At 69.0% G+C, this 23,182-nt stretch carries 18 protein-coding genes, 2 tRNA genes and 1 pseudogene; 12 read left to right on the forward strand and 9 right to left on the reverse strand.

Annotated elements, in window-relative coordinates:
- Positions 1-133 precede the first annotated feature (133 nt).
- The gene (locus QSU92_RS05610; RefSeq protein ID WP_289265194.1) at positions 134-1,813 is read left to right on the forward strand and encodes a thiamine pyrophosphate-binding protein; all 1,680 of its coding nucleotides are present in this window, start codon (positions 134-136) and stop codon (positions 1,811-1,813) included.
- On the opposite strand, the gene QSU92_RS05615 is transcribed toward QSU92_RS05610, so the two are convergent.
- Complete coding sequence (locus QSU92_RS05615) at positions 1,814-3,202, reverse strand: hypothetical protein (RefSeq protein WP_289265195.1); 1,389 nt, start codon at positions 3,200-3,202, stop codon at positions 1,814-1,816.
- A gap of 208 nt (positions 3,203-3,410) precedes the next feature.
- On the opposite strand from QSU92_RS05615, the gene QSU92_RS05620 reads away from it, so the two are divergent.
- From QSU92_RS05620 to QSU92_RS05630, 3 genes are all read left to right on the forward strand, one after another.
- Complete coding sequence (locus QSU92_RS05620; RefSeq protein WP_289265829.1) at positions 3,411-5,105, forward strand: DEAD/DEAH box helicase; 1,695 nt, start codon at positions 3,411-3,413, stop codon at positions 5,103-5,105.
- Positions 5,106-5,304: 199 nt separating this feature from the next.
- Positions 5,305-6,600, forward strand: coding sequence for a DUF4369 domain-containing protein (locus QSU92_RS05625; protein WP_289265196.1), 1,296 nt, complete (start codon positions 5,305-5,307; stop codon positions 6,598-6,600).
- Positions 6,601-6,882: 282 nt separating this feature from the next.
- Entirely contained in the window at positions 6,883-7,200 is a 318-nt protein-coding gene (locus tag QSU92_RS05630; RefSeq protein WP_289265197.1) for a DUF222 domain-containing protein, read from the forward strand.
- 9 nt (positions 7,201-7,209) lie between these two features.
- Here the strand turns inward: QSU92_RS05630 and QSU92_RS05635 are convergent.
- The 5 genes from QSU92_RS05635 to serS all read right to left on the reverse strand — a co-directional run bounded on the left by QSU92_RS05635 (position 7,210) and on the right by serS (position 11,114).
- Positions 7,210-7,301 (reverse strand) — tRNA-Ser (locus tag QSU92_RS05635).
- A gap of 71 nt (positions 7,302-7,372) precedes the next feature.
- Positions 7,373-8,677 (reverse strand): LCP family protein, encoded by a 1,305-nt coding sequence (locus tag QSU92_RS05640; protein ID WP_289265198.1) that lies wholly within the window; start codon positions 8,675-8,677, stop codon positions 7,373-7,375.
- A 22-nt stretch (positions 8,678-8,699) separates the two neighbouring features.
- Positions 8,700-8,784 (reverse strand) — tRNA-Ser (locus tag QSU92_RS05645).
- Positions 8,785-8,922: 138 nt separating this feature from the next.
- Positions 8,923-9,843 carry an HAD family hydrolase gene (locus tag QSU92_RS05650; RefSeq protein ID WP_289265199.1) on the reverse strand — a complete coding sequence of 307 codons (921 nt, stop codon included), beginning with the start codon at positions 9,841-9,843 and terminating at the stop codon, positions 8,923-8,925.
- On the reverse strand, positions 9,840-11,114 hold the full coding sequence (gene serS / locus QSU92_RS05655) for a serine--tRNA ligase (RefSeq protein WP_289265200.1): 1,275 nt from the start codon (positions 11,112-11,114) through the stop codon (positions 9,840-9,842). The genes QSU92_RS05650 and serS overlap by 4 nt, the downstream gene beginning before the upstream one ends.
- Before the next feature lie 44 nt (positions 11,115-11,158).
- Between serS and QSU92_RS05660 the strand changes: the two genes are divergently transcribed.
- The 4 genes and pseudogenes from QSU92_RS05660 to QSU92_RS05675 all read left to right on the forward strand — a co-directional run bounded on the left by QSU92_RS05660 (position 11,159) and on the right by QSU92_RS05675 (position 15,830).
- Entirely contained in the window at positions 11,159-12,547 is a 1,389-nt protein-coding gene (locus tag QSU92_RS05660) for a diacylglycerol/lipid kinase family protein (RefSeq protein WP_289265201.1), read from the forward strand.
- A 36-nt stretch (positions 12,548-12,583) separates the two neighbouring features.
- A pseudogene (locus tag QSU92_RS05665) lies at positions 12,584-13,937 on the forward strand (cryptochrome/photolyase family protein).
- Positions 13,938-14,079: 142 nt separating this feature from the next.
- Positions 14,080-14,721, forward strand: coding sequence for an NADPH-dependent F420 reductase (locus tag QSU92_RS05670; protein ID WP_289265202.1), 642 nt, complete (start codon positions 14,080-14,082; stop codon positions 14,719-14,721).
- A gap of 17 nt (positions 14,722-14,738) precedes the next feature.
- Positions 14,739-15,830: an LLM class flavin-dependent oxidoreductase gene (locus tag QSU92_RS05675; protein WP_289265203.1), complete on the forward strand. Its 1,092-nt coding sequence runs from the start codon at positions 14,739-14,741 to the stop codon at positions 15,828-15,830.
- 116 nt (positions 15,831-15,946) lie between these two features.
- Here QSU92_RS05675 and QSU92_RS05680 read toward each other — a convergent pair whose 3' ends face one another.
- Positions 15,947-18,136, reverse strand: a complete 2,190-nt coding sequence (locus tag QSU92_RS05680; RefSeq protein ID WP_289265204.1) for an MMPL family transporter — start codon at positions 18,134-18,136, stop codon at positions 15,947-15,949.
- A gap of 77 nt (positions 18,137-18,213) precedes the next feature.
- Between QSU92_RS05680 and QSU92_RS05685 the strand changes: the two genes are divergently transcribed.
- On the forward strand, positions 18,214-18,786 hold the full coding sequence (locus QSU92_RS05685; protein WP_289265205.1) for a MarR family winged helix-turn-helix transcriptional regulator: 573 nt from the start codon (positions 18,214-18,216) through the stop codon (positions 18,784-18,786).
- Here QSU92_RS05685 and pheA read toward each other — a convergent pair.
- Both pheA and QSU92_RS05695 read right to left on the reverse strand, forming a co-directional pair.
- A complete protein-coding gene (gene pheA / locus QSU92_RS05690) occupies positions 18,714-19,688 on the reverse strand; it encodes a prephenate dehydratase (RefSeq protein WP_289265206.1) in 975 nt (324 codons plus the stop codon). The two genes, QSU92_RS05685 and pheA, sit on opposite strands and share 73 nt — an antisense overlap.
- Before the next feature lie 56 nt (positions 19,689-19,744).
- Positions 19,745-20,050, reverse strand: coding sequence for a Dabb family protein (locus QSU92_RS05695; RefSeq protein WP_289265207.1), 306 nt, complete (start codon positions 20,048-20,050; stop codon positions 19,745-19,747).
- Positions 20,051-20,169: 119 nt separating this feature from the next.
- Here QSU92_RS05695 and QSU92_RS05700 point away from each other — a divergent pair, with 119 nt between their 5' ends.
- From QSU92_RS05700 to QSU92_RS05710, 3 genes are all read left to right on the forward strand, one after another.
- Positions 20,170-20,808, forward strand: coding sequence for an FMN-binding negative transcriptional regulator (locus QSU92_RS05700; protein ID WP_289265208.1), 639 nt, complete (start codon positions 20,170-20,172; stop codon positions 20,806-20,808).
- A 46-nt stretch (positions 20,809-20,854) separates the two neighbouring features.
- Positions 20,855-22,495 (forward strand): phosphoglucomutase (alpha-D-glucose-1,6-bisphosphate-dependent), encoded by a 1,641-nt coding sequence (gene pgm / locus QSU92_RS05705; RefSeq protein WP_289265209.1) that lies wholly within the window; start codon positions 20,855-20,857, stop codon positions 22,493-22,495.
- A gap of 94 nt (positions 22,496-22,589) precedes the next feature.
- Positions 22,590-23,144, forward strand: coding sequence for a LacI family DNA-binding transcriptional regulator (locus QSU92_RS05710; RefSeq protein ID WP_289265210.1), 555 nt, complete (start codon positions 22,590-22,592; stop codon positions 23,142-23,144).
- The last annotated feature ends 38 nt before the right edge of the window (positions 23,145-23,182 follow it).

The following is a 23,182-nucleotide window of genomic DNA, read 5'->3' on the forward strand; positions in this document are numbered from 1 at the left end:
CACCGTCCGACCCGGACGACCCGGTCGGTGCTCGAAAAAGGGGCACGCAGCCGTGCACAGCACGCGTGAGACACATACGGTTCCCGCATCCGTACGTCGTCCTCACCTCCCGTGAGGGCCGAAAGGCTCCGCCATGCCCACCGTCTCCGCGCACGTCGCCCACACCCTCGCCCGCCACATCGAGCACGTGTTCGGCGTGATGGGCAACGGCAACGCCTACGTCCTCGACGCACTCGAGCGCGAGACGGAGGCGACCTTCACCGCGGTGCGGCACGAAGCGGGGGCTGTGGTCGCCGCGGACGCCTACCACCGCGCATCCGGCCGCTTGGCAGCCGCCACCGCCACCTACGGTGCCGGATTCACCAACACCCTCACTCCCCTGGCCGAGGCAGCCCAGGGGCGCGTGCCGCTCGTGCTCGTCGTGGGCGATGCCCCGACGTCGGGGCCCCGCGCGTGGGACGTCGACCAGATCGCGCTGGCGGCGGCCGTGGGCGTCCGCACCTACACGGTCGGCCGCGCCGATGCCGCGGCAACCACCGTCATCGCCATCGAGCACGCCCTGACGTACCGGGTCCCCGTCGTGCTCGCGATTCCCTACGACGTCGTCACCACCGAGGCGGGGCCCGTGCCCGACGCACCCGCACCGCGCCTTCCCGGGCCGCAGGCCCCCGCGACCGCCTTCGCCCGCGCTGCCGTGCGCGAGATCGCGGCAGCTCTCCGCGAGGCGAGACGCCCCTTCCTGCTCGCCGGTCGCGGGGCGTGGATCTCCGGCGCAGGCGGCGCGCTCGGGGCCCTCGCCGACGCGACCGGCGCGATCACCGCGAGCTCAGCGCTGGCCCGCGGCATCTTCCCCCGCGGCGCGTACGACCTCGGCGTGACCGGGGGCTTCGGCGCCGAAGGGGCGATGGATCTCGTGCGCGAGGCAGACGTGGCGGTGGTCTTCGGCGCCTCCCTCAACCAGTTCACGATGAGATTCGGCGAGCTGTTCGCTCCGACCACGCGGGTATTCCAGGTCGACCTCGCACCGACCGCCACCCACCCGCACGTCGGCGGATACGTCCGCGCGGACGCAGCGCTCGTGGCGCAGGAAATAGTTGCAGAACTCGCCCGCCTCGGGGCCTCTCCGAGCGGATGGCGGGAGTCGGTCGATCTCGCCCCGCTCCGCCGCTACGACGAGGGAGACGGGGTCGCCCCCGACGGCCGCCTCGACCCGCGTTCCGTCGCCGCACGCATCGGACGGCTCCTCCCGGAGGACCGGGTCGTCGTCTCCGACGGCGGTCACTTCATCGGGTGGGCCAACATGTACTGGCCGGTCGCCTCCCCCGACCGGATGATGATGGTCGGCACGGCGTACCAGTCGATCGGTCTCGGGTGGCCGTCGGTGCCGGGCGCCGCACTCGCGCACCTGGACGCGACCGTCGTCCTCACCACGGGCGATGGGGGCGGGCTGATGGCCCTCGCCGATCTCGAGTCGGCGGTGCGCGTCGCCGGCGGGCGGGGGCTTGCGGTCGTCTGGAACGACGCCGCCTACGGGGCGGAGATCAACCTGTACGGACTGAAGGGTCTCGCCCGCGGGCCGATGCTGATCCCCCAGGTCGATTTCGCCGCGCTTGCCTCCGGAGTGGGGGCGGAAGGTGTCGTCGTCGAGCGGATGGACGACCTCGGCCGCATCGCCTCATGGGCCGCGACGCCCGCGGAGGACCGTCGGTTCCTCGTTCTGGACTGCCGGATCTCGGGCAATGTCATCGCGCCCTATCAGGAGGAGATTCTGCGGGTGAACGGCGTGACCGTGCCGGCGACAGCACGGGCCTGATCAGCGGGACGACGAGGCACCGGGCGCATCGGCGGCGCCTCCGAGCGCGGCCTCCGGTGGTGCGCCGGCGGTCTGCGGCTCCTCCTCCGGCCGGCGCTGAAGGAGCTCGAGGATCCACGCGACGACGACCGCGGTCGCCACGACGAGGAAGACATCGCTGAATCCGATCGGCCGGAGCAGGAACAGCCACACGACGGCGGCGACGGCGACGAAGCCCCGGACGAGTCTTCTCCGCTCGGCGAGCCACGACCCGAAGCGCCCGGTGTCGAGTCCTCGTTCCTGAAGGCCGCGTCTCGCGGCGGAATCGAGGCTGTGGATGCTGCCCCGCACCCGGGCCGCAGAGGTCGAGCGTCCGGCGAGCCAGCCCGCGACGATGAGGAGCACACCGATCAGAGTGAAGACGACCGCGGTCTCGCGCATCGCGTCGACGAAGCGGCCGTATATCACCTCCAGTGCCGACGGGGAGAGGTCGAGGCGTGCGGCGACGATTCCGACGGCTGCTCCTCCGACGAGGAACGACACTGCCAGGCTCCCGGCTCCGAGCGCGAAGCCGATCCCGACGCCGATGACCGCTCTGCTGCGCCGCCGGGCGAGCAGGATGCCGCCCGCCGCCAGGGTGAGGGTCACGATCGGCAGCCACGTCCCCAGCGTCACAGCCAGGGCGTAGCCGAACCGAACGGCTTCCAGCCCCTGCCCCTCGCCGACGATGATCACCCGGTCGACCTCGGGGATCAACTGAGCGATCGCGACATCCCGGTCGAGGAGCACCTGCTGCACGCGCTCGACGACCGCTCCGAGCTGGATTCCCACGCCGTCGTCGGTGCGGACGACCAAGCCCCCGCCGTCGGAGGTGGCCGAGACCGTCAGCGCCCGGTGTGCGGCCCGCGTCGCGGTCGCCCACACGTCCGAGAAGGCATCAGACTCGACGACCGTTGTCACCGCTCCCGCGACCAGACTCTCCAGCCCGTTCGCCGCCGGAGCCTGGAGCAGCCCGAGCGCCACCTCGGCCCGCGGCGGCAGGCCGAGGTCTGCGATGCCGTCGAAGACGTCCGCGGTCAACTCCTCGAAGTCGACCTGCTCGCCGATGGCGTCGAGCGTCTCATCGATGATGAGCTGCTGGACCGCGGGGTCGTCGACCAGCGGCGCGAGGGTCTGCACAAAAGCATCCTCGTCCACCAGCTGGATCCGGGCCCACGCCGCGACGATCGTCACCGGGAGGAGGAGAGAGGCGACAACGATCAGGAACGCGGACGCGACGGCCCGCCACCGCGACCCCTCGACTGCGCGGACCGGCTTCGCCGCGGCGGCGAGTGCGGAGTTGTCGTTCTCCAGCGCGCGCACGCGTTCTCTGAGCGCCGCCAGTTCGGAGGAGTCGGCGGGGTCTGTCATACGGCTCATCATGGCGGTTGAGACCCCGCGCGTGGGTCACGGACTGATCACGCCGCGCGGATCGCGGGTCCGGCAGCGTGAGGTGGCCGTAGGGGAACGGCATCCTGCGAGTGCGACCCTGCCGGGGCGGGGGAAGTCCGCAATACTCTGAAGGGTGACCACACCCGACGCCCCGATCGAGGAAGCGGCTCCTAAGGAGTCCGCCACGATGACCTTCGCCGACCTCGGGTTGGGTGACTCCATGCTCGCGGCGCTGCGCGATGTCGGCTACGAGACGCCGTCGGCGATCCAGGCGGCGACGATCCCCACCCTTCTGGCCGGCCGCGACGTCGTCGGCCTCGCGCAGACCGGTACAGGCAAGACAGCGGCATTCGCGCTGCCGATCCTCGACCGGCTCGACCTCTCGCAGAAGACACCACAGGCGCTGGTGCTGGCCCCGACACGCGAGCTGGCGCTCCAGGTGTGCGAGGCGTTCGAGAAGTACGCCTCCCACCGGCGCGGCCTGCACGTGCTGCCCGTCTACGGCGGCCAAGGCTACGGCGTCCAGCTCTCAGCCCTCCGCCGGGGAGTGCACGTCATCGTCGGAACCCCCGGGCGCATCATGGACCACCTCGACAAGGGGACGCTCGACCTCACCGAGCTGAAGTACTTGGTGCTCGACGAGGCCGACGAGATGCTGAAGATGGGCTTCGCCGAGGATGTCGAGACGATCCTCGCCGATACGCCCGCCACCAAGCAGGTCGCACTCTTCTCGGCGACGATGCCCGCGGCCATCCGACGCATCTCGCAGCAGTACCTGCACGACCCCCAAGAGATCACGATCAAGACCAAGACGACGACCTCGTCGACGATCACCCAGCGCTACCTCATCGTGTCGTTCTCTCAGAAGATGGATGCGCTCACCCGCATCCTCGAGACGGAGAACTTCGACGGCATGATCGTCTTCGGTCGCACCAAGAGTGTGACGGAGGAGATCGCCGAAAAGCTGCGCGCACGCGGCTACTCGGCCGCCGCGATCAACGGCGACGTCGCCCAGCCCGTACGCGAGAAGACCATCAACCAACTCAAGGCGGGCAAGCTCGACATCCTCGTCGCGACAGACGTCGCCGCCCGCGGTCTCGACGTCGAGCGCATCTCGCACGTGGTGAACTTCGACATCCCTACCGACACCGAGTCGTACGTGCACCGCATCGGCCGCACCGGGCGGGCCGGACGGTCGGGCGACGCCATCAGCTTCGTCACCCCGCGCGAGCGCGGGCTCGTACGCGCGATCGAGCGCGCCACGCGTCAATCGCTGACGGAGATCCCGCTGCCGAGCGTCGACGAGGTCAACGTCACGCGCCTCGCGCGCTTCGACGACAGCATCACCGCAGCCCTCGCCGAGACGGAGCGGATCGACCGCTTCCGCGACATCGTCGCCCACTACGTCCGTCATCACGACGTTCCCGAAGTCGATGTCGCGGCCGCCCTCGCCGTGGTCGCTCAGGGCGAATCGCCGCTCCTGCTCGAGCCCGATCCTGAGCCGCAGCGCCGCGAGCGCGCTGAACGGCCGGGGCGCGCGGACCGCGAGCGCGACGGCGCAGAACGGCAGCCACGCACTCCTCGGAGTGGGATGGCGACCTATCGCATCGCCGTCGGCAAACGCCACCGTGTGGAGCCCCGTCAGATCGTCGGGGCGCTCGCCAACGAGGGCGGTCTCAAACGTGACGATTTCGGGGCGATTCAGATCCGGCCGGACTTCTCCCTCGTCGAACTCCCCGCCGATCTCTCGCGCGACACCATGAGCCGCCTCGAAAGCACCCGCATCTCAGGCAGGCTCATCGAGCTTCGGCTCGACACCGGGGGCCCGGGACGCCGCACACGCCGCGACGAGGACAGGCCGCCTCGCCGGCACCGCGCCTGAGGGCATCGACGGCGGAGAGGACGTTGAGAATCCAGGGCCGGCTTAGGGGGAATCCCCTATACCGATCACTGTCCCTCGGGCACACTGAGCTCGGTTCACTTGCCGCGGGATTCGCGTAGAACCGCCCGCGAGATGCGTACCTCATCGACGACCTTGCGGCACAACGCCCTCTCTGATCGATCGATGACCTGGAGCATCCATGATGAAGAAGTCACTGTTGTCCCTTCTCCTAGGCGGCGCCCTGGCGCTGTCGACAGCCGCGTCGGCCGCGGCTGTCACCGACCCGGGGCAGCCGGGGCTGAACGCTGACCCGACGACCATCACGACCCAGGGGTACTCGACCATCACCGCGAGCAATCTCGAGGACGGCACTGTCGCCTACTTCTCCACCGATGAGGGCGGACAGGTGACGGATGACTCGGTGATAGTGGAGAACGGAGTCGCGCAGACGACGTTCTTCGCCCGCAGTGCAGGGACGTACACGGTCTATCTCGGCGACGGTGAGACGAACTTCCTCGATGTCGGGATCACGGTGACGGGGATCACTGATCCAGGTGGAGCCGAATTGTCCGCAGATCCGACCGTCATCACCGTCGGCGGCTCGTCTCGCCTGACAGCGAGCAACCTCGTCGCTGGTTCGACCGCCTTCTTCTCAACGAGTGAGGGCGGCTCGGTGCCGGCATCGCAGGTGGTCGCAGCCGACGGCAGCGCGCAGACGACCTTCACGGCAACGGCCCCAGGCATCTACACTGTTTACCTCGGTGACGGTGAAACCACGATCGCCGAGGTCGACATCACCGTGAACGGCCTCACCGATCCGGGTCCGCCCCTCCTGGCCGCCGACCCCTCGGCGATCACGACGGGTGCCTCGTCCACCGTCACCGCGAGCAACCTCGAAGACGGCTCCACCGCCTACTTCTCCGTCAGTGCAGGCGGCTCGCTGACAGCGACCCAGGTGACGGCGACCGGGGGCACAGCACAGACCACATTCACCGCTACTGCCGCAGGCTCCTATACCGTCTCTCTCGGCGACGGTGAAATCACGATCGCCGAGGTGCAGATCTCCGTCACCGACCTCACGGCCCCCACCGACGTCGTCGACCCCGGCGGTGCGCAATTGACGGCCCATCCTCTGTCGATCCGAGCAGGGGCCTCATCCACCGTCACCGCAAGCAACCTCGAAGACGGCTCCACCGCCTACTTCTCCGTCAGCGAAGGCGGTTCGCTGTCGGCATCCGAAGTGACGGCGTCGAACGGCACTGCGCAGACCGCCTTCAGCGCCGCCAGGGCGGGAACCTACACGGTGTACCTCGGTGACGGCGAGACCACGATCGCCGAAGTGAGGATCACGGTCACCGCTGCGCCCATCGTCCCTGTGCTTCCCGCTACCGGTGGTGACAGCTCTCCGGTGGTGGTGTGGTTCGGCGTCATTGCCCTGACCGGTGGCGCGGCTGCGGTCATGTTCGCAGCGACGAGACGCACCCGGCGCATCTGATCGACGGGGTGGTCTGATCGACGGGGTGGTGCGGCATCGACCAGAGCCGCACCACCCCGTCTTCGCGCCAAGGCTCCGAGCCGCCCGAAACCCCGACCGCAGACCGTGTCTTCTGCGCCGCCTCCGGGCGCCCGGACAGCCAGCCGATGGGCACGAAAGGCGGGCCGATGACGGTGAAGACAACGGCACCCCGCCTTGCACACCCCGCTTCGATCCGAGCGAGCGAAGGCGGCGTCGCAGCCGGCCCGAGTGGATGTCGGAGGCGGGGCGTAGCGTGCGGCAATGACGATCAATGAAGTCCTCGTAGAAGACGAATCCGCCGTATTGATCCTTGAAGCGCTGCTTGGATTGCAGGTGAAAGACGAAGGCGACGGGATGTCGAGTCTTTCGGGGAAGATCGGAGGCGACAGCGGCGCCGCACTTCTCCACGCACTCGGACGCATCACGGCCAAGTTGCGCGCCGACGACATGCGGAGCTTTCTCCCCGGGGCAACACCGAACCGACGAACGGAAGAACAGCGGGAAGCGGATGCGTTCTTCATCCTCGCGGAGCGAGTGGACGAGGCGCTGAGCGAATGGCGTGCGCGCAACCGGAGTTGAGAGAAGGTTTGGCGGAGACGGAGGGATTTGAACCCTCGGTCCCCGTGAGGGGACTCCACCTTAGCAGGGTGGTGCACTAGGCCTGACTATGCGACGTCTCCAGGCATCCGAGCAGAACCCGGACGCGCTCAGCCATCATAACGGGTGCTGCGGGCGACACCGAAACCGAGACTCAGCCCGACAGATTCCCGGCCGAGCAGGTCTCCTGCGCGGCCGTCTGCCCCTGGATCGAGTCCGGCAGCACAGCCGCGGTCTCAGTCGGCGCAGGCTCGACGGGCGCGGCGCCCTCAGTGGGCTCCACGGGTTCGGTCGGCTCGGTGGGCTCGCCCTCCACAGGCGCATCGGTCGGAGCGGGGTCGGCCGTGATGACACCACCGCTGAGGTTCGGGTCGCTTGTCAGCTGCAGCGGCTGGTTGGCCTCGAGGGCCGCCCACAGCTGCTCCGCGGCCGCCTCATCCGGCACGACGCGGTTCGCGTTGGAGGGGTCGTCGAAGACGGGATAGCGAACGAACACCATCTCCTCGAACGGCACCCCCTGCACGGCGCGCGCGATCTGCACCAGCGTCACCGGGTTTGTGAGGCTCTGCGAGGGCGTGACGTTGTCCACGACGGTGGTCGCCAGTCGCAGCAGAGTGGAGGGGTTCGTCAGCACCTCATCGCTGACGAGCTTTCGCGCGAGCGACGACATGTACTGCTGCTGGTTGCTGATGCGCGCGAGGTCGCTGCCGTTCTCGAGCCCGTAGCGTGTGCGCAGGAACTGGAGTGCCTCGACGCCCTGCACGTTCCGAGGTCCTGCGGCCCAGTCGATGCCGGTGTAACGGTCGCGCATGCCACCGTTGCCGATGCAAACATCCACGCCGCCGATCGCGTCGGTGATGCTGATGACGTTTCCGAAGCTGACCTTGGCCGCGAAGGGGATGTTCATGCCGCTGAGCTGCGAGACGGTCTTCACCACGCAGTTGAGGCTGCCGTAGTTCCATGCGGAGTTGATCTGCTCGTAGCTCGAGCCGCCCGTTTCACTGCCGTCCTCGCGCGTGCACGAGGGGATCGGCACCATGAGGTCTCGCGGGAACGAGATGACCGTCACCCGACGCGGGTTGTCGGAGATGTGCAGCAGCATGTTGACGTCGTTGAGCTGGCCTTCGGCGTCCGGTCCGGTGCAGCGGTCACCGAAGAGGTAGGCGTACTCCGGCTCGCACTCGTCGGTGCCCACGAGCAGCAGGTTGACCCCGCCCTCGATCGCCCCGATATCGGGCGGAACCGACCCCTGACCTTCGAGCTCCACAGCCTCGGAGGCGAAGCTCGTGGTCAGGTCGTAGTAGGCGTACGCGCTGACTCCCAGCCCCGAGACCAGGACGACGGCCGCGACGATGCCGAGCATCTTCATCAGCGACGCGAACGGATGCGGGGACCGCAACCGGCCGTGCCGGGCGACCGTCTTGCGCCCACGCGCGCCGGTTCTGCTCGTCTGACTCACTCGGGTCCTCACGGTTAGGAAGCGGAGGGTGTGGGATTCGAACCCACGGGACATCTCTGCCCACTGGTTTTCAAGACCAGCTCCATCGGCCGCTCGGACAACCCTCCCGAAACGCATGCCCTGCGGCATCCGCTCGAATCGGCGTCGAGTCTAGTCGACAGCGCCAACCCCTCATTTTTCCCATAGCGCCTGGCAGAGCCCTGGGAGGCGCGCCTGTCTGAGACATCGCGGGAAAAGGGGCCCGGCTACAGCGCCCGGAGGATGGCAGCCACGCCGCCGGCCTGCACGGTGCTCGTGACCTCGCCGGCTGCGGCGCGCACCTCGTCGGGCCCCTGCTCCATCGCCACGGCGCGGCCGCCGTGCCGGAGCGCCCACTCGAACATGCCGACGTCGTTGCGCCCGTCTCCCATGACGAGCACGCGCGACGGGTCGATGCCGAGCTCTTTGCGCACGAGCTCGAGCGCGGTGCCCTTGTCGACACCCTGGGGGGCGACATCCAGCCATGCGGTCCAGCCGACCGCGTACGAGACCTCGTTCAGCCCGACGCGTTCGACGAGCTCGATGAAGTCGGACTCACTGTCGCCGGGCGAGACCACGACGACGCGGCAGACCGGCTGTGCGACGAGCTCGTCGAACGACACGCGGCGGGCGCCCGCGAGGTTCCAGTCCTCGAGGTACTCGGTGTAGAGACGGCTGCCGTCGGGCAGCTCGACCATGTACCGCGCGTCGGGCAGGTGCTCGCGCAGCAGGCGCAGCACCTCGGTGGCGTCGAAGGTCTCGGTGTGCCACCGCTCGTAGCGCACCTCGTCGGCCTCGACCCGCTTCATCACCATCGCGCCGTTGGAGCAGACCACGTATTCGGGGGCGATGTCGAGGACACGGAGGATGCCGCGGGTGGACTCCCAGCTGCGTCCGGTGGCGAGCATCACCTCGTGGCCGGCGGAGCCGGCGTGCGCGACGGCGTCGACGACGCCGGGGCTGAGCGTCTCGTCCTCGAGCAGGACGGTGCCGTCGATGTCGAGCACGATGAGAAGACGTTCGCCCGCGGCATCCGGTCGCTCGGATCCCGTCGCGAGGTCTTCGATGAGCTCGGCGGCGTCCTCCTGCTCGGTCCGCTCGATCTCGCCTGTGTCAGGCAGGCCGGTCTCCGCAGAATCTTCCGTCATGACACCGGCTCGATGACCTCGAGGCCGCCGAGGTACGGGCGGAGCACCTCGGGCACGACCACCGAGCCGTCGGCACGCTGGTGGGTCTCGAGCATCGCCACGATCCACCGGGTGGTCGCGAGCGTGCCGTTGAGCGTCGCGACGAACTGCGTCTTGCCGCCCTCGTCGGCCGAGAGGCGGTGCCGGATGTTCAGGCGCCGCGCCTGATAGGTCGTGCAGTTGGAGGTCGACGTCAGCTCGCGGTAGGCGTTCTGGGTGGGCACCCACGCTTCGATGTCGTACTTGCGGGCCGCGCTCGAGCCGAGGTCGCCCGCGGCGACGTCGATCACGCGGTACGACAGACCGAGGTCCTGGAGCATCCCCTCCTGCATGTCGGCGAGGCGCTGGTGCTCGGCCTCGGCCTCGTCGACGGTGGTGTAGACGAACATCTCCAGCTTGTTGAACTGGTGGACGCGGATGATGCCCCGGGTGTCCTTGCCGTACGACCCCGCCTCACGGCGGTAGCAGGTCGACCAGCCGGCGTACCGCTTGGCGCCGCGGGAGAGGTCGAGGATCTCGTCCATGTGATACCCGGCGAGGGGGACCTCGCTGGTGCCGACGAGATAGAGGTCGTCCTCTTCGAGGTGGTACACCTCGTCGGCGTGCTGACCGAGGAAGCCGGTGCCGCGCATCACCTCGGGCCGCACCAGGGTCGGCGGCACGAGGGGCGTGAACCCGGCCTGCAGCGCGCGGTCGAGCGCGAGGGTCATGAGCGCGAGCTCCAGACGCGCGCCGATGCCGGTGAGGAAGTAGAACCGGCTCCCCGAGACCTTCGTGCCGCGCTCCATGTCGATCGCGCCGAGGAGTTCGCCGAGCTCGAGGTGGTCGCGCGGTTCGAAGTCGAACGTCGGGGTCTCGCCGTGGGTGCGGAGGGTCACGAAGTCGTCCTCGCCACCGGCGGGCACCCCGTCGATGACGATGTTCTCGATGCGCGCGAAGGCAGCGTCGGCGGCCTCCTCGGCGGCGGTCACGGCGTGCTGGGCCGCTTTGACCCGCTCACTGAGCTCCTTCGCCTCGGCCACGAGTGCGGCCTTCTCCTCCTTCGGAGCCTGCGCCACCCGCTTGCCGTGCGCGTTCTGCGCCGCACGCAGTTCCTCGAAGGCGGTGATGGCCGCTCGGCGGGCGCGGTCGGCGTCGAGGGCGGCATCGACGGTGTCCGCCGACTCCCCCCGTGCCTCCTGCGAGCGCTTGACCAGCTCGGGATTGTCACGGAGAAGCACGGGATCGATCACGGGACGAGTCTAATCACCGGCCCTCCGGGTCCTAGTCTGAGTGCATGCCAGGGGGACAGAACGACAACGACGAGGCGCCCGACCGCGCCGATCCGCCGCATCCGTCCGATGCGGTGTACTCCGACGGACCCGACGAGCCTGAACTCGAGGCCGCCGACGAGGAGCTCGGCGAGCAGGCCGAGGAGATCGCTGATGGCGACCTCTCGCCCGGCGACGTCCTGCAGGGCGACCTCCTGGACGACGAGGTGATGGACAGCGGCGAGTCGGCCGACGCCCCCGACGCGACCGGCGCCGCCGAGGACGCCCCCGACCCGGCCGAGGCCGCAGCGCCAGACGACGTCATCCGCGAGCCCGACGACGTCGAGCCCGACACCACCGACGGCGAGGAGGGTGAGGCCCGCCGCGTGTCGGCTGAGGGTGAACCCGAGCCGATGGCCGACACCGAGGGACGCCCGAGCCCGAAGGCGGCCCTCGTCTACAACCCGACCAAGGTCGATGCCGACGACCTGCGTGCGCGCGTCGAGCGCGCCGCGAAGGACGCCGGCTGGTCGGAGCCGCTGTTCTACGAGACCACGGTCGACGACCTCGGCGACGACGTCACCCGCCAGGCTCTGAAGGAGGGGGTCAACGCGGTGCTCGTCGCTGGCGGCGACGGCACGGTCCGCGCCGTGGCCGAGGCGATGACCGGCACCGGGGTTCCTCTGACGATCGTTCCGAGCGGCACCGGCAACCTCCTCGCCCGCAACCTGCTCCTCCCCCTCGACGACCCCGACGCGATGATCCGAGCGACTTTCGACGGTGATTCGCTGGCGATGGATGTCGGCTTCGCCAGCCTCCGACGCCAGGACGGCACGGTCGACGAGCACGCGTTCGTCGTCATGGGCGGCATGGGCCTCGACGCGGCGATGATCGCCAACACCAACCCGAAGCTGAAGAAGCAGGTCGGCTGGGTGGCCTACGTCGACGGCGTGGCACGGTCGCTTCCCGCCGCGAAGCCCTTCCGCCTGATGTATCAGCTGCCGCAGCGCCGCATCCATGCGGCACGGGTGCAGAGCGTGCTGTTCGCCAACTGCGGGTCGCTTCCGGCGGGACTGGAGCTGATCCCCGAGGCGTCGGTCGCCGACGGCAACCTCGATATCGTCTTCCTCCAGCCCAAGGGCCTTCTCGGCTGGATCTTCGTCTGGCGCCGGGTGGCGTGGGACAACAGCTTCCTCCGCCGCTTCCGGAGCGGCCGTCGCGTGATGGCGCTGCGGACGAAGGACAACGCGGTGCGCTACTCGCGCGGCCTCGGCGTGGACCTCGCGACCTCCGAGCCCCACCCCGTCCAGCTCGACGGCGACGAATTCGGTGAGGCCGCCCAGGTGCGGGTGCGGCTGGAGCCCGCCTCGCTCCTGCTCGCCCTCCCCCGCGGGCACGAGGTCGAGGGGCTCTGACGGCCCGGGGCGCCGGGCGAACGCCAGGATGGGTGCATGGCTGCGCCCTCGATCGTCTGGTTCCGCGACGACCTCCGCCTCGCCGACAATCCCGCGCTGCGCGCGGCGCTCGACCGCGACGCGCCGGTCATCGGGCTGTTCGTCCTCGACGAGGACTCCCCCGGTATGCGCCCGCTCGGCGGGGCGGCGAAGTGGTGGCTCCACCACTCCCTGCGCTCCCTCGGCGAAGACCTCGCCGCCAAGGGGGCGAGTCTGGTGCTGCGGCGGGGCGCGGCATCCGATGTCCTTCCGGCTCTCGTCGCCGACACCGGTGCCGGCGCGGTGTTCTGGAACCGGCGCTACAGCCTGCCCGAACGCGACATCGACGCCGACCTGAAAGCGAACCTGCGTGTAGACGGTGTGACGGTGCAGTCGTTCGCCGCCTCGCTGCTGTTCGAGCCGTGGACGGTGAAGACGGGCGGCGGCACGCCGTTCTCGGTCTACAGCCCGTTCTGGCGGGCCTGTCTGTCGCTCCCTGCGCCGCGGGCACCGCTTCCCGAACCGCGCGAGGTGCCGGGTTTCTCGGGGCAGGTCGACTCCGACGATCTCGACGCCTGGGGGCTGCTTCCCACCGATCCCGACTGGGCGGGCGGGCTGCGCGAGCGATGGACACCGGGTGAGGCGGCGGCGAAGCGTCGACTGAAAGAGTTCATCGCGGGCGACCTCGGGGGTTACGACCGCAGCCGCGACGAGCCGGCGTCGGGATCGACGTCGATGCTGTCGCCGCGCCTGCGCTGGGGCGAGCTGAGTCCGTACCAGATTTGGGACGCCGCGGTCGATGAGGGGAACCCCCGCCGGTTCCTCTCCGAGCTCGGGTGGCGCGAATTCGCCTGGCACACCCTCTTCCACCACCCGGACCTCGCGACGGTGAACCTCCGTCGCGAATTCGACGCCTTCCCCTGGCCACGGCTTAAGCCATCGCACCTGCGGGCTTGGCAGAAGGGTGAGACCGGGGTCGCGCTCGTCGACGCCGGCATGAAGGAGCCTGTGGGTCTCGGGCTGGATGCACAACCGGGTGCGGATGGTGACGGCGTCTTTCCTCATCAAGAACCTCCTCATCGACTGGCGACGGGGCGAGGAGTGGTTCTGGGACTGCCTGGTCGACGCCGATGCCGCCAACAACCCGTTCAGCTGGCAGTGGGTCGCTGGGTCGGGCGCTGACGCCGCACCGTACTTCCGGGTGTTCAACCCCGAGCTGCAGGCTGAGAAGTTCGACCCGAAGCGGGCGTACATCCGCGAGTGGGCACCCGAGCACGTCTCGGGCGACGCCCCCGCGCCGATCGTCGACCTCAAGGAGTCGCGCAAGGCGGCGCTCGAGGCCTACGAGGCGGTCAAGCGCGCGCCGCGCTGACCGGGCGTGTCCCGAACTCCTGCAAAATCGGTCGAAGCGATGATGATCCGGGCGGCGATCGCGCGTTCGGTCCCGATGTGCAGGAGTTCGGGACGATCGAGCGGCGGGAATGCCCGCACCGGCGTCTCGGTTGCCCCCACACATGACCACCATCGGAATCATCGGCGCCGGACACATCGGCAGCCAGCTCGCACGCGCCTTCACCGGAGTCGGCTATGACGTCGTCATCGCCAATTCCCGCGGACCCGAGACCCTGACCGATCTCGTCGACGAGGTGGGTCCGAAGCTCCGCGCCGCCACCGCGCAGGAAGCCGCCGAGGCCGCCGACATCGCCGTCGTGACGGTGCCGCTCAAGGCGATCGGCGAGATCCCCGTCGAACCCCTCGCCGGCAAGATCGTGCTCGACACGAACAACTACTACTTCGAGCGCGACGGCCACATCGAGTCGCTCGACCGCGGCGAGACCACGACCTCGCAGCTGCTCCAGGACCACCTCCCGACCTCGAAGGTCGTCAAGGCGTTCAACAACATCCTCTCCGCGCAGATCACCACCGACGGCTCGCCCGCGGGTACGCCGAACCGGCGGGCACTCGGCACCGCCAGCGACTTCCCCGACGCCATCCAGACGATCACGCACCTGTACGACGAGCTCGGCTTCGACACCGTCAGCGCCGGGCCGCTCAGCGAGTCGTGGCGTCTGGAGCGCGACCGTCCCGGTTACGGGCAGCGTCAGACCGCTGATGAGATGCGCGAGAACCTCGCCCGCGCGAACCGTCTTCCCTGAACGGAGCACCCTTCGGTATGAGCATCACCCTGTCGGTCCTCGACCTTGTGCCGGTGCGCGCCGGACAGACCAGCGCCGAGGCGGTCGCGGCATCCCTCGCCCTCGTCGAGACCGCCGAACGGCTCGGCTACGAGCGGTACTGGTTCGCCGAGCACCACAACATGCCCGCCGTCGCCTCGACCACACCCCCGGTGCTGATCGCGGCGGCCTCGGCGCGCACCTCCCGGATCCGGGTCGGCTCGGGCGGGGTGATGCTCCCCAACCACTCGCCGCTCGTCGTCGCCGAGCAGTTCGCCGCGCTCGAGGCGATCGCCCCAGGCCGGATCGATCTGGGGATCGGGCGGGCGCCCGGCAGCGATCCGGTCATCACCCAGTTGCTGCGGATGTCGGGGACCACCAGCGATGTCGAGCGCTTCCCCGACCACATCGGCGACATCCTCGCGCTCACCTCGCCCGACGGCGCGGCGATCCGCCTGACCTCGGGCACCACGTACGAGGTGCGCGCAACCCCTGCGGCGCAGAATGCGCCCGAGGTGTGGCTGCTCGGTTCGAGCGACTACTCGGCCCAGCTGGCCGCCTCGCTGGGTCTTCCCTACGTCTTCGCGAACCACTTCTCCGGCGCGGGCCTCGACCGGGCGCTGCAGCTGTACCGCGACCAGTACCGGCCGTCCGAGGCGCACCCTCGGCCGCGCACCTTCGTCACCGCGAACATCGTCGCTGCCCCGACTGCCGAGGAGGCGGAGGCGAGAGCCCTGCCGCAGCTGCGGATGATGGTGCGCCTGCGAACCAACCAGCCTCTCACCCCGCTCGAGACCGTCGAAGACGCGCAGAGCGCGGCGCCGCTCGCCCCCATGGCCGATGAGATCATGGCCGCCGCGCGCGCGACCTGGTTCGTGGGCACCGGCGACGACGTGGCCGCGGGCCTCATCGACCTCGCCGCGCGCGCGGGGGTCGACGAGGTGATGGTGTCACCGATCGCGGGTGCGTTCGCTTCGGAGCAGACGGATGCCGCGGCGGGACGCACCCAGTCGCTCGCCCTCCTCGCCGAGGCGATGGCCGCTCGCGGCGGCGAGGTGTCGGCGGAAGCTCACCCCGCGCTCGCGGGCTGAGCGCAGCCACGTCGCGCACGCAATCTCGGAGATCGGCGCAACCTCGGCCCATCCGGGGGATGTGGGCCGGGGCTGCGCGGATCTCCGAGGTTGCGCGGAGCCAGAGGCGTCCGCCGTCAGCGCCCCACCACGGCAGGAGCCTCCTTCGACGGGCCGCCCGCCTCAGCGTCGCCCGCCTCCACAGCGGCCGCCGCGCGCCGGCGCTCGACCTCCAGCGGGTCGGCGAACGCGTCCGCGCCCTGCGCGGACGCGTCGGCATCGCTGAGCTTCGGGCGACGCGGCCACCACACCCGATCGCGCAGCAGGAAGGTCAGCGCCGGCACGATGACCGTCCGCACGAGCAGGGTGTCGATGAGCACGCCGATGCAGACGATGATGCCGATCTGCGTGAGGGTGATGAGCGGCAGCACCCCGAGGACGGCGAAGACGGCGGCCAGCAGGATGCCGGCGCTGGTGATGACGGCGCCGGTGGCGGCGAGCGCCCGGATCATCCCCTGGGTGATGCCGAGCCGGTCGGCCTCCTCCTTCGCCCGGGTGATGAGGAAGATGCTGTAGTCCACGCCGAGGGCGACGAGGAACAGGAAGCTGAACAGCAGCACGTTGTTGTCGATCGCCGGGAAGCCGAACAGCGGCGTCTGGAACAGCCACCAGCTCGCCCCGACCGCCGAGAAGAAGCTCACAACCACCGCCACCAGCAGCAGCAGCGGAGCGACGAGAGCCCGCAGCAGCACGACCAGCACGATGAAGACGAGCACCAGGATGAGCGGGATCACGAGCGCCTGATCGCGGGCCTGCGCGTCGGCGACGTCGAGCGAGCGCGCGTCGAGTCCGCCTACCAGGCCGTCTCCGGCGCCGACGTCGTCCAGCGCGGCCCGCATCGCGGTGACGGCCGCATACGCCTCCGGCGTCTCGGCGCCGGCGTCGAGCGTGACATCGATGCGCGCGAGGTCGTCGGTCTCCTCGGCGATCACTGCGGCGTCGACCCCGTCGAGGGTCTCGAGCTCTGCGACGGCCGCCTCGGCGTCATCCCGACCCACGACGACCGTGGCGGGCGAGGTGGCTCCCGCCGAGAACGCGTCGGCGATGATCTCCTGACCGACCACCGCCTCGGGCTTGTCGAGGAACCGGTCGTTCTGCGACAGACCGGTCTGCACGAAGAACACGCCCGAGGCGAGCGCGCCCAGCACGACGAATCCGCTGATCGCCACGATCGCGGGCCGGCGCGAGACGGCGCGCCCGAGCTTGCCCCAGGGGCTCCGCGAGATGGCGTCGCGCGAACCGAACCGCGGGACATAAGGCCAGAACAGTCCTCGCCCGAACAGCACGAGGGCTGCCGGAAGCACGGCGAGCGCGAAGATCATCGCGACGACGATCCCCACGGCGCACGCGAGCCCGAGGGCGCGGTTGCCCGCGAGCTCGGCGAAGAGGAGCGTCGCAAGGGCCAGCGCGACGGTCGACCCGCTCGCGATGATCGCGGGGCGCGCTCCTCGCACCGCCCGTCTCATCGCCTCACGGCGATCTTCGTGAAGCCGCAGCTCGTCGCGGTAGCGGGCGATGAGAAGGAGGGCGTAGTTCGTGCCGGCACCGAAGACGAGCACCGAAAGGATGCCGGTGATCGACGGGTCGAGTTCGACGCCGACTGCGGCCGCGACGTTGCGTGCCACGATGCCCGCCAGCGCGTCGGCGACACCGATCACCGTCAGCGGCACCAGCCACAGCCAGGGGCTGCGGTAGGTGATGAGGAGGAGGATCGCGACGACGATCACAGTCGTCAGAAGCAGCGTGATGTCGGCCCCGGCGAACACCGCCGCGAGGTCGACCTCGAAGCCCTCGGGCCCGGTGAAGTACACGCGCACGTCGTCGCCGAGGTCGGCGGAGGCGACATCCCGGATCTCCTGCGCACGCTCTGACTGCGCCTCGATGCCGGTCTCGGGATCAAGCGGCACGATGACCAGTGCGACGCGTCCGTCATCCGACACCTGCGCCGGCGGCACGAACCCGTCAGGGGTGAAATCGACGAGGTCGCCGAACACATTGCCGGTGATGGTCTCCAGCTCCTCGGCGGTGAGCTCATCGCCCTCGGCCTCGAACACGAGGAACGCCGAGGTGGTGTCGGCGCTCGGGAACTCGTCGAGCAGCTCATCGACCTGCACCGACTCCGCGGAGTCGGGAAGCCCCACGGCGGGAGCGTTGTCGGACTCGCCGCCGCTTCCCCATGCGAAGAGCGCCGCCGCCGCAGCGGCAGCCAGGACAAGCACGATCCATGAGGTCTTGGCTGCGGTGATGAAGCGCACGTACCCGGTCATCCGTCGTCTCCTGTGTCGATCAAAGAGATGTAATTAGACAGTCTAGATATGAGGAAGACTAGCGCAGTTATACTGACATGGTGCACGCAGCGGATGGCTCGTCAGCGCCGGCCCCCGCCGGCCCGCCTGTGTTCCGCGCACCCACGACGCTGCTGCGGGAAGTGCTCGATGTCAGCGAACTCTTCGAAGAGCGGATGCGTCGAGAGCTCACGGTCAATCCGACCGACCTCGAGGCGATGGTCCATCTGCTGACAGCCGGCCCCCTGACCCCGAGCGAGCTGGCGAAACGGCTCGGCATCTCGACGGCGTCCACGACCACCGCCGTCGACCGGCTCGTCGCCCTCGGTCACGTCACGCGCGAACCGCACCCCACCGATCGCCGCGGGGTGATGGTCGTTCCCACCGCGGGTTCCCGCACCCGCGCGCTGGGCATGCTGATGCCGATGATCCAGGACGTCGACCGCGAACTCGACGACTTCACGGCCGAGGAGCAGGAGGTCATCGCCCGCTATCTGTCACGGGTGATCGCGACCTATCGGGCTCACGCCGCCATCCCAGACGGAGAGGACGCTGCAGATCAGGTCTCGGGCTCGCCGCTGAGGAGTCCTCGCAGCCAGTCCCGCGCCTCGACGAAGACGTCGTCGGAGTAGCGATCGGGGTAGCGCACCACCGCTCGGTCGGCCCGCGGGTAGGAGCCGAGGAAGATCACCTTCGGGCTGAAGCGGCGAAGGCCCAGCAGTGCATCGGCCATGCGCTCGTCGTGCACGTGCCCGTCGGCGTCGATGACGAAGCGGTAGCGGCCGAGCTCGTCGCCGATGGGACGTGAGGCGAGAAGCGAGAGATTGATCCCGCGGGTGGCGAACTGCTCGAGCATCTCCAGCAGGGCTCCTGGATGGTCATCGGGCAGTTCGACGATGAGCGACGTCTTGTCGGCGCCCGTCGGCTCGGCCGGCGCGACGGTCTTGCCGACGAGGACGAAGCGGGTGACCGCGTTGAGGTTGTCGCCGATCTTCTCCGCGAGCAGCTCGAGGTCGTGGTGCTCGAGGATCCCCGGCGGCGCGATCGCGGCATCCGCATCGCTGGTGCCGTCCAAGAGGCCGAGGGCGCTGGCGACGTTGCTGGATGCCGGGATGTGCGCGTGGGCGGGAAGGGTTCGCGTGAGCCACTGCAGGCACTGGGCGTACGCCACCGGGTGCGCCGCCACAAGAGAGACGTCGTCGAGCCGCACTCCTCGACGCCCGACGAGCACGAAGTCGACCGGCACCAGGTACTCGCCGATGATGCGCAGGCCTGGAACAGTGGCGAGTGCGTCCTGCGCGGTCGACACGCCCCCGTCGACGGAGTTCTCGATCGCGATCATCGCCGCGTGCGCGCGTCCTTCGATGACATCGGAGAGCGCCTCGCCGACGTTGTGCACGGGCCGCCAGATCTGTCCGCGCGCCTCGGGGACCTGGGCGAGCGCCGCCTCGGTGAAGGTGCCGGCGGGGCCGAGAAAACTGTAGGTCCGGCGGGTGGGAACGGATGCCTCGGGCCCGGCGGCGTCGGAAGTCACGGCGTTCAGCCTAGCCATCCGGCAGGTCAACCGTGCGGCGGGTGGCCCGCTCGGGGTTACTCCCTGACGTAGAAGTCAACGGCGAGCCGAGTGCGGTACAGTGCCGCGATACTGGGCGACACCGCGAGATGCGACGGATGGTGACGGTACACCGCGAAAGCGTCGGCGTCGTCGAATTCCAGAGTGAGCACGAGATCGGCATTCTCGTCTGGGAGAAGGTCATTGAGATCAAGACGCATACTGCGAATTTCGGGAATCTGACCCGGAAGCGGCGACATCGCTTCTACGATTCGCGCGCAGATCCTGGCCCGTTCGCGGGTGTCGTCGGCATTGACGCGCCACATCACGACATGTCGGAACATCTGCTCACTCTCCCGAAATCGCGCCTATCGGACGATCCACCTCAAATCATAGCGCAATTGTCAGAATATTGCGCAGATTTGCGCTATTGTTGCGTGAGCTAGTCGGGATAGGAGGAGCCGTGAAGCGAACACCGGCGTTCATGCTGGAGGAGGCTGCGGAAGTCAAGCGTGTGATCCGTGAAAATCCGTGGGTCACGATCGCCTCGCCCGTCGAAGGATCCGTCGTGGCCTCTCACTACCCGGCGCTTCTGGAGGAGACTGGCGACGAGTCCATCTCCCTAATCACGCATGTAGGAAGGCCCGACGAAGAGCTACATCGGCTGGGAAGTCGTGAAGTACTCGTAATTGTTCAAGGCCCGCACGGCTACGTCTCGCCGAGCTGGTACCCCTCGGGTTCCTTCATCCCTACGTGGAACCACGTGACGGCGCATCTTTATGGCACGCCTGTCGTGCTGTCAGCTGAGGAAAACCTCCGCGCCCTCGGTGACCTCGTTGACCACTTCGAGAGCCGAGTGGATGCACCCCGTAGTCTTTCGATCGACATCGAATTTGCCGCGCGGATGGCCCGCGGGACCGCCGGCTTTCGCATTCCCATCGATCGAGTCGATGCTCGGCTCAAACTGAGCCAGAACAAATCGACTGCGGACATTCGGGGGGTAATTGCTGGTCTCGAAAGTGACGGCGCATACTCGAATGCTCGGTTAGCCAGCGAGATGCGCCGTATTGAGGCGACACGCGCGGGTGAGCAGGCTGACTGAAAGGACCGCACGTGCTTCGAAAGAACGCGTCGGGCAGACTGGGGGCATGACGCGCGCAGGACAGCCCGCCGAGGCCTCCGACCTCATCGACATCGACGCCCTCATCTCCGCCTACTACGACCGCACACCCGATGCCTCGGTCGCCGCGCAGCGCGTGGCGTTCGGAACGAGCGGCCACCGCGGATCGTCGCTGAACACCAGCTTCAACGAGGACCACATCCTCGCCACCACTCAGGCGATCGTCGACTACCGGCGGATGGCGGGCATCGAGGGCCCGCTGTTCCTCGGACGCGACACCCACGGCCTCTCCCTCCCCGCTGAGCGGAGCGCGATCGAGGTGCTGGTCGCCTCAGGGATCGACGTCCGCGTCGACTCCCGCGACTCCTGGGTCCCGACGCCGGCACTCAGTCACGCGATCCTCACCTACAACCGCGGAAAGGGCGCGGATGACCCGGGCCGGGCCGACGGCATCGTGGTGACCCCGAGCCACAACCCTCCCGCCGACGGCGGGTTCAAATACAACCCGCCGCACGGCGGGCCTGCCGACACCGATGCGACCGGCTGGATCGCGAACCGCGCGAACGAGCTCATCGCCGCCGGCCTCGAGGGCGTCGCCCGCACGAAGTACAGCGACATCGACGCCGACACCCTCGGGAGCTACGACTTCCGCGAGGCGTACGTGCGAGACCTCGCCACCATCATCGACGTCGACGTCATCCGCTCTGCCGGTGTGCGCATCGGCGCCGACCCTCTCGGCGGCGCCTCGGTGGAGTACTGGGCGCGCATCGCCGAGATGTACGAGCTCGACCTGACGGTCGTGAACCCCGATGTGGATCCGACGTGGCGCTTCATGACGCTGGACTGGGACGAGAAGATCCGCATGGATCCCTCGTCGCCATCGGCGATGGCCTCGCTCGTGGCCAAGCGGCACGACTACGACATCCTCACCGGAAACGACGCCGATGCCGACCGGCACGGCATCGTCACCCCCGACGCGGGGCTGATGAACCCGAACCACTACCTCGCCGTCGCGATCGACTACCTCTTCTCGCACCGCGAGAACTGGCCCGCCGGAGCGGCGGTCGGAAAGACCCTGGTGTCGTCGATGATCATCGACAAGGTCGTCGCCGGGCTCGGCCGGACCCTCTACGAGGTGCCGGTGGGATTCAAGTGGTTCGTCCCGGGCCTCCTCGACGGCTCCGTCGCGTTCGGTGGGGAGGAGTCGGCGGGCGCGTCGTTCCTCCGGAAGGACGGCACGGTGTGGACGACCGACAAGGACGGCATCCTGCTGTGCCTGCTCGCCGCCGAGATCCTCGCGGTCACGGGGAAGACCCCGTCGGAGCGCTACGCGGAGCTGGAGGCCGAGTTCGGGTCATCCGCCTACCAGCGCGTCGATGCTCCGGCGACCCCCGAGCAGAAGGCGAAGCTGTCGAAGCTGTCGCCCGATGCGGTTGCGGCGACCGAACTCGCCGGCGACCCGATCACCGCGAAGCTCTCGCACGCCCCGGGGAACGACGCGGCCATCGGCGGGCTGAAGGTGCAGACGGCGGATGCGTGGTTCGCCGCCCGCCCCTCGGGCACCGAGGACGTCTACAAGCTGTACGCCGAGTCGCTGCGCGGCGAAGAGCACCTGCGACAGGTGCAGGAAGAGGCTCGGGCGGTCGTCTCGGCGGCTCTCGAAGGCTGAGCCGACCCGTTCACTCACCGGCCTGTCATCGACCGGGGCGGAGCGTACCGAATTCATCCGCCCACGTCGACCCCGTGGGGCATACACTGAGCCTGTGACCGAGAGCGTCGCACTTACCCGAGGTGCACCCACTCTCCACGATGTCGCCCGCGAAGCGGGGGTGTCGTTGGCGACTGCATCGCGCGTTCTGAACGGGTCGAGCCGCAAGGTCGCCGACAGCTACCGAGTCCGCGTGGAGGCAGCAGCGACGAAGCTGGGGTACACCGCCAACGTCGCCGCGCAGGCTATCGCGCGCGGCGCCTCGGCGATCACCGCCTTCGTGGTGAGAGATATGACCGATGCCTCATTCGGTCCGCTCACCCGGGCGCTGTCGCACGAGACCGAGGCGGCGGGACTGATCCTCACCGTGGCCGAGACCGGCGGCGACCCCGAGCGGGAGCGCAAGATCCTTCAGACGCTCCGCGGCCAGCGCCCGCAGGGGCTGATCCTCGGAGCCGGGCTTTCGGAAGACCGCGACCCGGCTGCCGATGAGATCGCCGCACTCCAGGGCATGGGGACACGCGTGGTTCGGATCGGCGATGACGGCGACGCATCCGCGGCCGACATCGCAACGCGAGCCGTGAGCACTGTTCTGAATCGGACCGCCTAGACGACGACTGCGGCCTCCCGTGGGGGCGGGAGGCCGCA

Origin of the sequence: Microbacterium sp. ET2, from assembly GCF_030347395.1 — a bacterium.
Lineage (GTDB): Bacteria > Actinomycetota > Actinomycetes > Actinomycetales > Microbacteriaceae > Microbacterium > Microbacterium albipurpureum.

Excerpts from the sequence above, each read along its gene's own strand:
- QSU92_RS05610 (WP_289265194.1), top strand. The coding sequence starts at position 134 with ATGCCCACCGTCTCCGCGCACGTCGCCCACACCCTCGCCCGCCACATC.
- QSU92_RS05615 (WP_289265195.1), bottom strand. The coding sequence starts at position 3,202 with ATGACAGACCCCGCCGACTCCTCCGAACTGGCGGCGCTCAGAGAACGC.
- QSU92_RS05620 (WP_289265829.1), top strand. The coding sequence starts at position 3,411 with ATGACCTTCGCCGACCTCGGGTTGGGTGACTCCATGCTCGCGGCGCTG.
- QSU92_RS05625 (WP_289265196.1), top strand. The coding sequence starts at position 5,305 with ATGATGAAGAAGTCACTGTTGTCCCTTCTCCTAGGCGGCGCCCTGGCG.
- QSU92_RS05630 (WP_289265197.1), top strand. The coding sequence starts at position 6,883 with ATGACGATCAATGAAGTCCTCGTAGAAGACGAATCCGCCGTATTGATC.
- QSU92_RS05650 (WP_289265199.1), bottom strand. The coding sequence starts at position 9,843 with ATGACGGAAGATTCTGCGGAGACCGGCCTGCCTGACACAGGCGAGATC.
- QSU92_RS05660 (WP_289265201.1), top strand. The coding sequence starts at position 11,159 with ATGCCAGGGGGACAGAACGACAACGACGAGGCGCCCGACCGCGCCGAT.
- QSU92_RS05670 (WP_289265202.1), top strand. The coding sequence starts at position 14,080 with ATGACCACCATCGGAATCATCGGCGCCGGACACATCGGCAGCCAGCTC.
- QSU92_RS05675 (WP_289265203.1), top strand. The coding sequence starts at position 14,739 with ATGAGCATCACCCTGTCGGTCCTCGACCTTGTGCCGGTGCGCGCCGGA.
- QSU92_RS05680 (WP_289265204.1), bottom strand. The coding sequence starts at position 18,136 with ATGACCGGGTACGTGCGCTTCATCACCGCAGCCAAGACCTCATGGATC.
- QSU92_RS05685 (WP_289265205.1), top strand. The coding sequence starts at position 18,214 with ATGGTGCACGCAGCGGATGGCTCGTCAGCGCCGGCCCCCGCCGGCCCG.
- QSU92_RS05695 (WP_289265207.1), bottom strand. The coding sequence starts at position 20,050 with ATGTTCCGACATGTCGTGATGTGGCGCGTCAATGCCGACGACACCCGC.
- pgm (WP_289265209.1), top strand. The coding sequence starts at position 20,855 with ATGACGCGCGCAGGACAGCCCGCCGAGGCCTCCGACCTCATCGACATC.